The sequence below is a fragment of the Undibacterium cyanobacteriorum genome, assembly GCF_031326225.1.
In the GTDB taxonomy this organism is placed as follows: domain Bacteria; phylum Pseudomonadota; class Gammaproteobacteria; order Burkholderiales; family Burkholderiaceae_D; genus Undibacterium; species Undibacterium cyanobacteriorum.
Genome location: NZ_CP133720.1, coordinates 2,066,284 through 2,079,740, shown reverse-complemented (window position 1 = coordinate 2,079,740; position 13,457 = coordinate 2,066,284). Strand labels below are relative to the sequence as shown.

15 protein-coding genes are annotated in these 13,457 nt (G+C 47.7%); 3 read left to right on the top strand and 12 right to left on the bottom strand.

Going from position 1 to position 13,457, the window contains the following annotated elements; genetic code table 11:
• Positions 1 to 59: 59 nt before the first annotated feature.
• The 5 genes from flgF to flgB all read right to left on the bottom strand — a co-directional run bounded on the left by flgF (position 60) and on the right by flgB (position 3,759).
• Positions 60 to 800: a flagellar basal-body rod protein FlgF gene (flgF, locus tag RF679_RS08705; RefSeq protein WP_309483812.1), complete on the bottom strand. Its 741-nt coding sequence runs from the start codon at positions 798 to 800 to the stop codon at positions 60 to 62.
• 18 nt (positions 801 to 818) lie between these two features.
• Positions 819 to 2,168 carry a flagellar hook protein FlgE gene (gene flgE / locus RF679_RS08700; protein WP_309483811.1) on the bottom strand — a complete coding sequence of 450 codons (1,350 nt, stop codon included), beginning with the start codon at positions 2,166 to 2,168 and terminating at the stop codon, positions 819 to 821.
• Positions 2,169 to 2,231: 63 nt separating this feature from the next.
• Positions 2,232 to 2,900: a flagellar hook assembly protein FlgD gene (locus tag RF679_RS08695; protein ID WP_309483810.1), complete on the bottom strand. Its 669-nt coding sequence runs from the start codon at positions 2,898 to 2,900 to the stop codon at positions 2,232 to 2,234.
• A 20-nt stretch (positions 2,901 to 2,920) separates the two neighbouring features.
• Positions 2,921 to 3,325: a flagellar basal body rod protein FlgC gene (gene flgC / locus RF679_RS08690; RefSeq protein WP_309483809.1), complete on the bottom strand. Its 405-nt coding sequence runs from the start codon at positions 3,323 to 3,325 to the stop codon at positions 2,921 to 2,923.
• Positions 3,326 to 3,363: 38 nt separating this feature from the next.
• A complete protein-coding gene (flgB, locus tag RF679_RS08685) occupies positions 3,364 to 3,759 on the bottom strand; it encodes a flagellar basal body rod protein FlgB (protein WP_309483808.1) in 396 nt (131 codons plus the stop codon).
• Between the two features lie 290 nt (positions 3,760 to 4,049).
• Here flgB and flgA point away from each other — a divergent pair, with 290 nt between their 5' ends.
• From flgA to RF679_RS08670, 3 genes are all read left to right on the top strand, one after another.
• Entirely contained in the window at positions 4,050 to 4,664 is a 615-nt protein-coding gene (gene flgA / locus RF679_RS08680) for a flagellar basal body P-ring formation chaperone FlgA (protein ID WP_309483807.1), read from the top strand.
• Positions 4,665 to 4,772: 108 nt separating this feature from the next.
• Complete coding sequence (gene flgM, locus RF679_RS08675) at positions 4,773 to 5,090, top strand: flagellar biosynthesis anti-sigma factor FlgM (protein ID WP_309483806.1); 318 nt, start codon at positions 4,773 to 4,775, stop codon at positions 5,088 to 5,090.
• Positions 5,087 to 5,569, top strand: a complete 483-nt coding sequence (locus RF679_RS08670) for a flagella synthesis protein FlgN (protein WP_309483805.1) — start codon at positions 5,087 to 5,089, stop codon at positions 5,567 to 5,569. Before flgM ends, RF679_RS08670 begins: the two co-directional genes overlap by 4 nt.
• A gap of 136 nt (positions 5,570 to 5,705) precedes the next feature.
• Here RF679_RS08670 and motD read toward each other — a convergent pair whose 3' ends face one another.
• The 7 genes from motD to flhB are packed head-to-tail and all read right to left on the bottom strand — an operon-like array spanning position 5,706 to position 13,317.
• Positions 5,706 to 6,488, bottom strand: a complete 783-nt coding sequence (gene motD / locus RF679_RS08665) for a flagellar motor protein MotD (protein WP_309483804.1) — start codon at positions 6,486 to 6,488, stop codon at positions 5,706 to 5,708.
• Between the two features lie 24 nt (positions 6,489 to 6,512).
• Positions 6,513 to 7,253: a flagellar motor protein gene (locus tag RF679_RS08660; RefSeq protein ID WP_309483803.1), complete on the bottom strand. Its 741-nt coding sequence runs from the start codon at positions 7,251 to 7,253 to the stop codon at positions 6,513 to 6,515.
• Entirely contained in the window at positions 7,235 to 7,969 is a 735-nt protein-coding gene (locus tag RF679_RS08655) for an RNA polymerase sigma factor FliA (protein WP_309483802.1), read from the bottom strand. The genes RF679_RS08660 and RF679_RS08655 overlap by 19 nt, the downstream gene beginning before the upstream one ends.
• Positions 7,970 to 7,975: 6 nt before the next feature.
• The gene (locus tag RF679_RS08650) at positions 7,976 to 8,818 is read right to left on the bottom strand and encodes a MinD/ParA family ATP-binding protein (protein ID WP_309483801.1); all 843 of its coding nucleotides are present in this window, start codon (positions 8,816 to 8,818) and stop codon (positions 7,976 to 7,978) included.
• A complete protein-coding gene (gene flhF, locus RF679_RS08645) occupies positions 8,811 to 10,091 on the bottom strand; it encodes a flagellar biosynthesis protein FlhF (RefSeq protein WP_309483800.1) in 1,281 nt (426 codons plus the stop codon). Before flhF ends, RF679_RS08650 begins: the two co-directional genes overlap by 8 nt.
• On the bottom strand, positions 10,088 to 12,169 hold the full coding sequence (gene flhA, locus RF679_RS08640; RefSeq protein WP_309483799.1) for a flagellar biosynthesis protein FlhA: 2,082 nt from the start codon (positions 12,167 to 12,169) through the stop codon (positions 10,088 to 10,090). The genes flhF and flhA overlap by 4 nt, the downstream gene beginning before the upstream one ends.
• Positions 12,166 to 13,317 (bottom strand): flagellar biosynthesis protein FlhB, encoded by a 1,152-nt coding sequence (flhB, locus tag RF679_RS08635; RefSeq protein WP_309483798.1) that lies wholly within the window; start codon positions 13,315 to 13,317, stop codon positions 12,166 to 12,168. Before flhB ends, flhA begins: the two co-directional genes overlap by 4 nt.
• Positions 13,318 to 13,457 lie beyond the last annotated feature (140 nt).

The window sequence follows — 13,457 nt, the reverse complement described above, 5'->3', positions numbered from 1 at the left end:
GTAATTTCCTTCTCTCAGCAATTCGTAAGTTCTGATGCTTCATTGTGCACCAATCAAACTCAACTCAAAGTCAAGATCTGACTTGCTTTTGTCTCGTTATTCTCTGCATTTGTCAGCAACTTCATTTGCATCTCGAACTGTCTAGCAAGATTAATCATATTAACCATTGCCTCTGCCACATTCACGTTACTCAATTCGAGCGCTCCATTGATGACATTGACAGCGGGATCTGCATCCGGAATCACCCCATCCTTGGTCTTGAACAAACCATCGTCACCACGGACAATATTGTTCTCAGGCGGATTCACTAATTTCAAGCGGCCAATCACTTGGACTGCATTGGGTCGACTGCCCATTGGAATCGCCGACACGGTTCCATCTTTCGCGATTGCGATAGTCATTTCAGGGGGAATCGTGATAGGCCCACCTTCTCCAACGACTTGTAATCCGTTTTGGGTTTGCAGCACGCCGTTTTCGTTGATCTTCATACTGCCATGACGAGTCATTTTCTCGACGCCATCCTCGCCTTGCACAACTAACCAACCCTTCCCCTGTATCGCCAAATCGAGATCTCGACCAGTTTGTTGAATACCTCCAGCGGAGAAATCGGTTCCTACGGTGGCATCGACCACGAAGGCACGGGTTGGTAATCCCTCGCTAATGACCGGCACAGCGCGAAATGAATCAAGCTGTGCCTTGAACCCATTCGTGGTGGCGTTGGCGAGATTATGTGATGTAGTAGTCTGCTGCTCCAGCAAATGCTTCGCGCCAGTCATGGCGGTATAAATCAGCCTATCCATATCTCGCCACCTCCCTTATTAACGCAAGTTCACCAGTGTCTGCAAAATCTGATCCTGAGTCTTAATCGTCTGCGCGTTCGCTTGATAAACACGTTGTGCGGTGATCATATTGACCAATTCACCGGTCAAATCCGTATTCGAATCTTCCGTTGCGTTTGAGGTGAGCACCCCCAAACTACCCGATCCCGGCGGGGCAACCAAAGCAGGTCCCGACGTTGCTGTCTCCGTCCATTGATTGTCACCTAATGATTGCAAACCATTTGAATTCACAAAGTTTGCCATGACAATTTGACCTAAGACCGCCGTCTTACCATTGGTGTAGCTCCCTACGATGGTGCCATCTTTGGAGGTATTAAACTTCGATAACTTACCGGAAGTGTAGCCGTCTTGTTTAATCGCATTCACACTGAACGCGGCCCCGTATTGAGTCGTACCAGTCAGGTCGTATTTGATCGTCGGTGTCGAAATTGGAGTGACCGCACCAGATGAAACAGGCACAGCAACAGCGAATGCTCTAGGATCGGTTGCAGCGAACGCGGGTGTTACATCAACAAGCTTACCGAGATTATCAAAACCGATGGTGGCAACTGCATTCGCTGGAGCTGTACCACCAGCCGTACCTGCAATCAACACACCATCAACCGCGGAAAATACATCCCATTGAGACGTGACAGTGGATGGAGCTGGCGGAAGCGGACGGGTAGCAGAGTCAACCCGCACAAAGAAGGTCTGTAAAACGTGAGAGTTGCCCAAACTATCAAACACGGCAACCGAAGTTGCATTGTTATAGGAGAGTGGATCGGTCAAAGAAAAGGCGACCGGAATGATCACCGGCGGTATTGCAACTGGGACTTGAGTTCCAGGAACCAATGAACGTGAATCCAAATTCAACAGCGCGTTAACCGTATCAGTTTCCTTCGGCGCGATGTCGGAAGTGTTAATCGTCAAAGGAACCGCAGCTCCAGTTGCTAACACGCCGTTTGTATCTGCCAAATACCCCGTCAGATTCGCACCTTGAGCGTTGACAATATTACCGTTCTTATCGAGAGAAAACTGCCCGTTTCGGCTATACGTAATCGCACCATTGGTGGACATTCGGAAGAAGCCGGCGCCATTAATTGCGATATCCAAAGGATTGTTGGTGGAACTAATATTCCCTTGGGTAAAAAGTTGTTGAACCGTTTGCACCTTGGTACCAATACCAACGCCACTGGTACCTGCGCCACTCAAAGAATTTGCGAATACGTCTGCAAATTGCGCTTGCGCCATCTTAAAGCCCACTGTATTCGCATTCGAAATATTATTTCCGATTACGTCGAGCGATTTAGAGGCTGCATTTAAACCACTAAGACCTTGTTGAAAACCCATGATTTTTCTCCTCTGACTTACATCTGATCTGAAACATCAGTAAACACGTTCGACGCCAAAATTTTAAAAAACTTGGCGCACATCTCCAAGAGCAAAGTCTCCGATATTTGAAACCGTGAGTTGTGCACCTTGCTTTCCAAAACTAACACTTGAAACCATTCCAAAACTGAGATTAGTCACATCCAACTTTTTGTCAGCTGCTGCTGCACTCACCGAGAATTGATAGTTGCCATTCCCCATCAACTTTCCGGAATCATTCTTGCCGTCCCAACTAATCGTGTTCATGCCCGCCGTCATCGTGTTGGCAGTCAAAGTGCGAATCAACGAGCCCGCCGAATCCTTGATTTGAACCGTCACATTATCAGCCGCTTGGGGCAAGTCGAAACCCAAAATAGACTTACCATCTTTTAACTCGACATTCGTTCCTGGCACCACCACGCCGTGGCCTATCATGCTCGCTGCTTGCAAACCTTGGCTGCTCTGATAATTCGCGCTCATAGCAGACATCGTGTCATTCAATTTATCGATCCCAGTGACAGTCGACAACTGTGCCAACTGGCTAGTGACTTGCGCATTGTCGAGAGGATTCAAAGGATCCTGATTTTTCATCTGCGTCACCAACAAGGTCATAAACCGATCTTGCGCGGCTTGTGCCGTCGACTTGGTAGTCGAACTAGGGTTCATTGTCGCAAGCAATGCCGGATCGACGGTCTGCGTATTAATCGTGCTCATTGGCTTCTCCTAAAGTAATGCTATTGACCGAGGCTCAGCGTTTTCAAAAGCATTGTTTTCGCAGCATTCATGGTTTCCACATTAGTTTGATATGAACGCGATGCAGAAATCATATTCACCATCTCTTCGACCACATTGACGTTAGGCATAGCGACGTAGCCCTTTTCGTCTGCCAAAGGATGCTTGGGATCAAACATCAATTTCGGCGGATTCGGGTCCTCCACCACTTCCTTAACTTTGACGCTAGTCGCACTCGCGTCATTCCCCTGCTGGGCCATAAACACCACTTGCTTAGCCTTGTAGACTTGTCCGTTCGAACTAGTCACGCTATCAGCATTGGCTAAATTACTTGCAACCACATTTAAGCGCTGCGACTGCGCACTCATGGCTGACCCAGACACATCAAAAATTTTAAAGAGGGACATAAAAACTCCTACTAAAACAAAATAGCCTTAGTTCGATTTCAAGGTTGAATGGCTGCCAAGATGCCCTTAATCTGCATATTGATCATCGTCAAGCTTGCCTCGTAACGAAGCGCGTTGTCGGTGAACGCATTACGCTCAACATCCATATCTACCGTATTGCCATCGACATTCCCTTGCGACTCAGTGCGATAGCCTGGCACCACGCCCGCCACCGTGCCTTTGGTATTCATGTGAGCTTGATCGGATTTCGCCATCACACCTGGGTTAGCCGTTTTTTGAAGCGCCAAGTTCATCGCCGCATTAAAATCAACATCTCGGGCTTTATAATTGGGCGTGTCCGCATTGGCGATATTCGACGCCAACAATTGCTGTCTCTGCCCTCTTACTGAAAGAGCGGTTTCATGAAAACGCAAATAGTCATCTAACTTTGTCATCTCGCACTCCCTCAATCCACTAATCCAAGCCAAGCATCACTACTTTTTTGATAGTTGAAGTGTAGCGAGCGATGAGTCAAGTTGAAGCGCAAAGAAAACCTACAAAGACCCATCTATTCACACGATTGAGGTGAGCTGCACTTGCTAAAATGCTGTTCAGACAAACGACTTTTTTGCAAAAAAACATAGGAAAGTGGCGATCCAAAATGCGTTTAAGGCACTACTTACAATTGGGTTTGATCTGCTTCACTTGCCAGCTAAGTTCAATAACTTGTGCACAACAGCAGGACATGGCGGAAGTACAAAAAGTGGCCCAAGCGTTCTTGGAAAAGTCGATCAAACAAATTGGTGAGTTGAAACAAGTTCAGTTTGCTCCAATTGATCCACGTCTAAAGCTCAAAGCCTGTGATTCGATTAGTGCATTCTTACCGTCAAGTAGCAAAGTGTGGGGAAAAATTAACGTTGGTGTGCGTTGCACCGGCTCCGCTAATTGGCAGATTTTTTTACCGGTGTCAGTCAGTGTACGCGGCAATTACTACATGCTTGCCAATCAACTAAAGCACGGCCATGCAATATCTGAAGCAGATCTCATTAAAGTTGATGGTGAACTCGATGCCTTACCGGCCAACGCAGTATTGCGACGCGAAGAAATCCAGAGCAAAACTGTACAAGGAAATTATTCTTCTGGGGTCGTCTTACGGTCCGATATGCTCAAAGCTCCATTAGCAATACAGCAAGGTCAGACGGTGAAAGTGATCAGTCATGGTCAAGGTTTTAGCGTGTCGACTGAAGCCACAGCACTGACGACCGCGAACGAAGGACAAATTGCAAAAGCGAAAACAAACAATGGACAAGTAATTAGCGGTATTGCTAAACTTGGTGCAATAATCGAAATACAAAACTAAATTCCTGGAGCCTTATATCGAAATTCTGCAAATACCGTTAAAGTTTAAAAATACCTAGCCGTTACTGCAGATGTAGATGTATGTAAATCCAACCTTAGAGGTATCGCCGTGAAAATCAATGACTCACTCAATTCGACCCAGGGGCTGCCAAACAGCCCGCCCGCCGCGCCGCGCGCGGACAAAGCTGGGGACAATGCGAAAGTGGCGACGACACCTTCGCACAACGTTCAGATTTCTCCTCTTTCAGTTCAACTCCAAGCACTGCAAAATACCCAAGCCAGTGGGCCAGTGTTCGAGGCGAAGAAGGTTGAAGAAATCAAACTGGCGATTTCAGAAGGGCGTTTTCAGGTTGATGCTGAAAAGGTTGCCGATGGCTTGCTGGAAACCGTAAAAGACCTACTTAACGCGAGACGACAACCCACATGAGCGGTGTTCAATTCCAAGAAATTGCGAAGTTGTTGACGAAAGAGGTCGAGTTGATGAACTCTTTCGTTTCGGTACTGCAGAGAGAAGAGCAAATTCTTTCAGATAATCAGGCCGACAAATTGGAACAAATTATTGGCGAGAAAAACCTCGTTCTTAGCGATATTTTGGTTATTGAAAAACAAAAAAATCAGCTCTTGAGCCAACTCGGATTTGCGATTGACGCTGAAGGGATGAAAGCGTTCTTGGCTACATCGAGTCATGAACAGTCCATACATGAATCGTGGAAGCAGTTGTTAGAACTCTCAGCGCAAGCGAAAGAAAGCAACAGAGTCAACGGTCTCCTCATCAATCGTCAGATGGTCAAGAACCAAACGGCACTTAATATCCTTCAACAAACCGACCAGAATGCCGCAGTCTACGGTGCAGATGGTCAGTCAAAAACCACGAACTCTAGCGGTCGAAGCTTTATCGCTGGATGAATCGTTTCTAGTCTTCTAACTTTGCGGTAGTGGCATCGCCACAAAAAGCAATCATCAAACCTGAAGCGACTGAGTAAGCAATAGCACAATCAGCTCGTCCTTTGCGAGCTTATTCCTGCACAATAAAAAGCGTCATTTAATTGGTTTTATTGGGATTGGAAACAGGAACTTCCACAGGAGTTTCTGGCAAAAGCGATAAAATCGTAATCGTTACACGCCGATTGCGGGCACGACCTTCGGGCGTATCGTTGGAACTCACTGGCGTTTTAGGTCCCTGCCCGACTGCAGTCATCCGACTCTCATCGACGCCATTCTCCATAAACAATCTCGCGACAGTACTTGCACGAACCGCGGAGAGCTCCCAATTTGACGGAAAATTCGAATTCTTAATCGGTAAATTGTCAGTAAAACCTTCGACTTGGATCGCATGCGTATCGCTCTTAAGGACCTCAGCAATGGCTTTCAGTGCTTGAATTGATTCAGTGTTCAATCGTGCATCTCCTTGAGCAAACAACAAACTTGCATTGATCTCAATCGCCACACCACGACTGGTTTGGGTGACGCGCACTTTTCCCTCGCGCACCAGAGGCTCAAGAACTGTAAGAATATCCTTCGCCACGCCAGTCATGCGTTCACGTTCCTTGCGCAATGGCTCTGCTGGCTTAGGTCGGATATTGGGAATCGGCTCAAGTATGTTTGTTTGATTGAGCTTAGGATCTGGGATAACACCTGAGGTCACCAGTGCTGTGCCAAACGCCCCATTTAAAGAGTTAGAGAGGACTTTGTATTTACCGACATTCAAAGAGGAAATGGCATACATCACGACAAAAAACGCAAATAACAAAGTCATGAAATCAGCATAAGAGACCAACCAGCGTTCATGGTTGTCAGGCTCTTCAATATACTTTTTTCGTGCCATGATTATCTTTAGATTTGAACGAGCTTACTTGCGATGATTTGACAAACGTTCCTCTACAATTCGCGGGCTATCCCCTTGCGCGATACTGTAAAAAATATCCGCCAACATCTCACGTCGAACGACTTCACGGCTCACAATTTCTTTGAGTTTATTTGCCACTGGCAAAAACAAGAGGTTTGCGAGACCCACACCATAAATTGTTGCGACAAAGGCGACCGCAATACCGCTACCAAGCTTATTGGGGTCACTTAAATTTTCCATTACATGAATCAGACCGAGCACTGCGCCAAGAATTCCTATAGTCGGAGAATAACCACCTGCAGCGTCCCAGATCTTTATGGCTTGCCGCTGTTCCATCTCATAGAACGAAATGTCCACATCAAGGATTTCTTTCAATCGATCGGGATCAACCCCATCAATAACAAGTTTCAACCCTTTTTCGATAAAAGGATCTTTCGCTGAATCGATATAGCGTTCAAGGCTGAGAAAACCCTCACGGCGAGCTACGACACTCCACACCATCGCGTCTTGGACATTTTTCCTACTTTTATCCTCTGGCATAAATGCGATCCAACGTAGCATCTTTACGCCTCGAACAAAAACAGGCAAACGGCTTTGTATCAGTACCGCGCCAATCGTACTGACCACCACGATGGTAAAGGCGGCCGGTTGCAGAAGCGAAGCGATATGCCCCCCTTCCAGCACTTGTCCCGCGAGAATCCCAACGAGAACAAGAATAAAACCAATTATGCTAGCCCGGTCCACGCGCGCTCCCTCAATGAGGCGCGTAGGCGCGCCACAGCTTGACTATGTAATTGTGATACACGAGATTCAGAGACACCCATCACGGCTCCGATCTCTTTCAGATTCAACTCTTGTTCGTAATAGAGACCCATCAACAGTTTTTCTCGCTCAGGCAGACTATTGATCGCATAAATGACTGCCTCTCTAAAATCACCATGTAGTAGATCTTGTAAAGGATCACCAGAGCGTTCATCGGTACAGAAATGATCAAGGAAGTGTTCCTTGGTTTCTGAATCATGAAAATCTTCGTAGTACAACAACTGATGACCACCACTCTCGCCAAGCAATTCCTGGTAATCCGCTAAAGAAAGCTTGAGGTGTTTGGCAACCTCGGTCTCCATTGGGGGACGGCCCAGACGCTGCTGTAATTCATTCATGGCATTTTCGATCTTGCGCATGTTCTGACGCACACCACGTGGCAACCAATCACTACTTCTCAGTTCATCTAGCATAGCTCCCCGTATGCGTTGAATTGCATACGTTTCAAATTGGGCACCATGAGTTTCCTCGTAACGATTAACCGCATCAAGCAAACCTATCATGCCAGCTTGAACAAGGTCATCAACCTCAACGCTTGGTGGCAAACGCGCTTTCAACTGATATGCAAGTCGTTTAACCAACGGTGCATGTTCAGTGAGAATTGAGTTTTTATCTGACTTGCCACTTGCTGTGTACATAGATGTTCAATATTCGTAATGCGCACTCGCTAAAGACGCTGAGTTATACCGTAGGCGGTCGCCTGCACTAAATAACAGTTTATCAGTTATGCGAGCAAACGCATGTGAAGCCTTAGACAAAGGGAACGCTTCTACAACAGATCTTCCTGAATTTATCGCTAACTTTACCTGATGATCTTCCGGTATGCATCCAAGTAAATCAAGTCTCACCGACAAATATCGTTGCGCGGTATTCGCGAGATTCGCAAATATCAACTCACCCTGCGCTGGACTTGCATTCGAAACAAGAATATTAAAGACACGTAACCCCGTGTCTTGTTGCAAACGCTTCATTATCGCGTAGGCAGCTTTAATGCTTGCTGGTTCAGGAGATAATTGAATCAAGATTTTACTATCTTCAAAGGCCGCAATAGCATGGCGATCTTGATGCTCTAAATCGCAATCAACCAGTACCACATCAGCGCGACTAGCGGCAATGTCGAAAACCTTGGCTAAAGAACGATAAGCATAATCATGTCGATCAAAGCCATCATGGCGAGGATCCGAAATTTTGGTGGCGAACAGTCCAGAGGAAAGCTCTTTTACGGCGAACTCCATGGTTCGTCTCTCACAAGCCACATCCAGTAAGGTTTGGTCTGAACGCAGATTCAACCATGCACTCACGCTATACGCTGACACTTTCGCATCGACGATCAAGGTTCTTTGTCCACGTGCAGCTAAGGCCGCCGAAAGATTGATGACGGTGCCACTTCGTTCATTTTCAGGCAATGCAGATAAAAAACTAAAAACACTCTTTTGGGGCGTCTCGAGCATCCGACGCAAGCCTTCTGCTTGATCAAAATTAAGCAAGATGCACCTCCGCAGAAGAACTGGATGCGTTCAATTTCAGGGCCAATTCATCGAGTTGCAAACGATAGGAATTAGTCTCCCGCTTGAGCTTAAATGCGCGATCAATCAAGTACTGGCGGTTCGCCACATGTAGGTCTTCAGGAACACGCTGTCCACTCGCCACATAATAAACACCCAGTTTTTGTCGAATCGCGATATCCAAAACTCCACCGATTGTCGCGGCTTCGTCCAGCTTTGTGAGAATGCATCCGGAAAGACCCGAACCTGCATAAGCGCGCACCACTTCGCTGAGAGTTTCGCCGGTCGAAGTCGCATTCAGGCACAAAAGTTTTTTCACATTCAAGCCGCCTCCTGAGAGCATGGCGATCTGCTCCGTCACCATTTTGTCACGTTGACTCACCCCAACCGTATCGATAAGTACGGTGTGCTTATTCTTCAACTCTTCTAACGCAATACGTAGGTCAGATTCATCCTTTACCGAATGCACCATGACGCCCAAAATCTTTCCATAGATTCGCAACTGTTCATAGGCTCCAATACGATAACCATCGGTGGTGATCAAAGCGAGTTTGGAGGGACCATGACGCATCACACAGCGAGCCGCGAGCTTCGCTGTGGTGGTAGTTTTCCCAACTCCAGTCGGGCCCACCAAAGCATATACACCGCCCTTCTCCAAAATCTCGTTCTCGTTGCCGATGGTGCTTAAATTGTGCGCGAGTACTGACTTAATCCAATCAAGTCCGGTTTGTGGATTTTCTTGATTTGGCATCTTTTCGATCAACTGCCTTGCCAGACCCGCACCAAAACCAGCGGACAACATTTCACGCATCAATTCTGCCTTCACTGGTTCGCGTTGTTGGATATTTGCCCACGATAGCTCGGTGATTTTATGTTCAAGAATACTGCGCATGGAGCGAATCTCATTCATCATTACAGCCACTTCTTGCGCCCCTAAGCTTGCATTCGCATTCACATCATCTTCAAGGCCAGATGAAGCTGCGAAGATCCCTTTGCGTACCGCTTTATCCATCTCCGTCGGAGCAGTTGGCGGCGAGAAGCGCAGTGATTTCTCCGGCTGGCGCTCATTTTTCGGCATCGCTGGTGCAATCGATACTGGAGCAATCGATTCCAATGTTGAGTCGTCCATCGCGACAATCTCAACTTGGCCATTCACATTGCGATTGGAGACAATGACCGCATCAGGTCCAAGTGCATCACGGACCTTGCGAAGTGCTTCACGCGAAGTTGGTGCAGAAAATTTGCGTACGTTCATGATTGACCTCCTACCAGGCTAGTGACCCGGATCGTTTTATTTTCTGGTAATTCAGAGTGCGATAAGACTTTGACATGTGGCAGTGTGCGGCGCAGGAATCGCGATAGAAGCACGCGCAATGGCCCAGGCACCAGTAACACTGGAGTTAAGCCGAGCTGTTGTTGATGTTGTGCGGCAGCTTCTGTCTGTGCTGCAATCGTATCCGCAAGTCCAGGCTCCATTGCCATTCCATCGACGCCACCTTGCAGGGTTTGGAGCAATAAACGCTCTAATTTGGCATCGAGAGTCATGACAGGAAGCTCACTGCCGGTTGGGAAGATCTGCTGCACGATGGCGCGACCGAGAGCAATCCTGACCTGCCCTGTGAGTTCGGTCGGATCTTGCGTTTGGTTAGCAAATTCGGCCAAGGTTTCGATAATGGTGCGCATATCACGAATATGAACACCTTCGATCAAGAGATTTTGCAAGACCTTCTGAATGACGGACAAAGACAGCAATCTCGGCGTGAGATCCTCAATGAGTTTTGGAGAATCTTTACCCAGTTGATCGAGTAATTGCTGTACCTCGTAGCGCCCCAACAATCCAGCTGCATTGGACGTAATCAAATGGTTCAAATGCGTCGCTACGACCGTGCCCGCATCGACTACGGTATACCCCATCGACTGAGCGAGTTCTCGAGTTGATGCATCGATCCACACTGCTGGCAAACCAAAGGCGGGATCAGTCGTAGGAACGCCGGGTACGGTTCCAGAAACCATGCCTGGATCGATCGCCAAATACTGCCCCATGTTCGCTTCACCGGCGCCAATTTCGACCCCTTTGAGGCTGATGCGGTATGCAGAAGGTTTGAGCTCCAAATTATCGCGAATATGCACTGGGGGGGATAGGAACCCAATTTCCTGCGCAAACTTCTTGCGTATCCCCTTAATCCTGCGCAAGAGCTCGCCACCTTGAGTTTTATCGACTAAAGGGATCAAGCGATAACCGACCTCAAGACCAAGTGTATCCACGGGTAAAATATCTTGCCAAGTCGCTTCTTCCATTTCGGGTGGCGCAACCGATTGCTCAGGCTTAGCTTCGGCAACTGGCGCTTCTGCCTTACGTTTCGCCATAGTGTAAGCAGCACCGGCCAAAGTTGAGGCTAGCAATAAGAATGCAAAGTGTGGCATTCCTGGAATAATACCCAGTCCACCAATGATACCTGCGGTGATATACATCACTTGGGGCTTGGCAAATAATTGGCTGACAAACTGATTACCAATGTCTTGTTCACTCGCTACACGAGAGACGACGATACCCGCCGCAGTAGAGATAATCAATGATGGAATCTGCGCGACCAATCCATCGCCGATGGCGAGCAAGGCGTAGATTTTGGACGCATTCGAGAAGTCCAAATCATGCTGCACCATGCCAACGATTAATCCACCAACGATATTGATTAAAGTCACCATAATGCCAGCGACAGCGTCACCTTTCACATACTTACTCGCACCGTCCATCGCGCCATAAAATTCAGCTTCTTGTGCCACCTCTGTACGACGGCGACGTGCCTCTTGTTCAGCGATCAAGCCGGCATTCAAGTCAGCATCAATTGCCATCTGCTTGCCAGGCATCGCATCCAATGCAAAACGAGCGCCAACCTCCGCGATCCGACCTGCACCTTTGGTGACAACGGTAAAGTTAATGATCGTTAAAATCACGAATACGACAATACCGACCGTGTAGTTCCCGCCGATCAAAAAGTGTCCAAAAGCTTCGATCACTTTTCCTGCCGCATCTGGTCCTGTATGGCCCTCGGTCAAGACCACGCGTGTTGATGCCACATTCAGAGACAAGCGCAACATTGTGCTGACCAAAAGAACAGTCGGGAAGACCATAAAATCCAAAGGCTTCACCGTGTATAGGCTCGTCAAAAGAACGATGATGGAGAGTGCAATATTAAAACTAAAGAAAATGTCCAAAACCATTGGTGGCAACGGCAAGATCATCATCGTCAACATCATGATGATCAAGATTGGCGCAGCCAGGGCTTTAGACGCGGGGCCGCTCATCCACGCTGCGATGTTTGACCACTTCATGGTGCCACCTCATTCAATTTATTATTGGGGTCGAGTTCTTTGGGAACGTCGATGTCTTTAGGCTCTGTTGGACGGGTGCCGCCATGCTTCAGATATGAACGCAATTGGAATACATAAGCGAGAATTTCCGCTACTGCAGCGTACAGTGTTTCTGGAATTTGGTCACCCAACTCGGTGTGTGCATAGAGTGCACGGGCCAGCGGCGGCGCTTCTAAAATTGGTACTTTATGCTCAGAGGCGAGTTCACGGATTTTCGCTGCAAGTGCATCGGCGCCTTTCGCTACCACTCTTGGTGCGCCATTACCTTCGGTGTATTTCAGCGCCACAGCAAAATGCGTCGGGTTGGTCACAATCACGTCAGCTTTAGGAATTTCTGCCATCATTCGACGCCGAGCCATTTCACGTTGTTGGGCACGAATTTTCGCTTTGATCTGCGGATTACCATTGGCTTCTTTTGATTCTTGAATAACCTCTTGACGGGTCATTTTCAGTTTCTCTGCATACGCCCACATCTGATAAGGTGCATCGATCGCAGCGATCACAACCAGACCGGCAACGATCGCCAGAAACGAAAAACCTAACATGTTTGCCAAATGACTAGGACCACGATCGAAAGACTCCAAGACGAGGCCGAAAATAGTTTCCTTCTGGCGATTAACCACCACCCAAGCGATCGCTCCAACCAAGATCGTTTTAAGAATCGCTTTGATCAACTCCACCCCAGCACGCGCTGAAATAATGTTGCCAATGCCGGTAATGGGATTGAGGCGTTCAAACTTTGGTTGAATCGCCTTCATACTAAACAACCAACCGCCAATCAGCAGCGGCGAACCGATCGCAGCAATCAGAAAAAGCAATGCAATTGGAGAGAATGCGATCGTTACGTCAATCAGCATCGACAGGATTTTCGAGCCTAAAAGAGCCGGATCATATGCCATACCGCGCTCGAAACTTAAGCCGTCAACCATAGTCTTTTCAAGCGACCGATTCAAGACCCCGCCAAGGCCGTATAGACCACCACCAGCAGCAAGCAAGACCAAGCAGGTAGAAAGCTCTCGTGAGCGCGCGACATCACCTTCCTCGCGTGCTTTTTCAAGCCGCTGGGGTGAGGCCTCTTCGGTCCGCTCTAATCCACTCTCGTCTGCCATTACTTGACCTTACAAACATTCATAATCCACTTTTTCATGGATAGAATTATTCGCTATTTGACCGTGAACGAATCAAACGAATAGAACAGGGTTTTTCCCCTTTTTCCTTGGAACAACATTCTTCAGCTTTAAAGAATGAG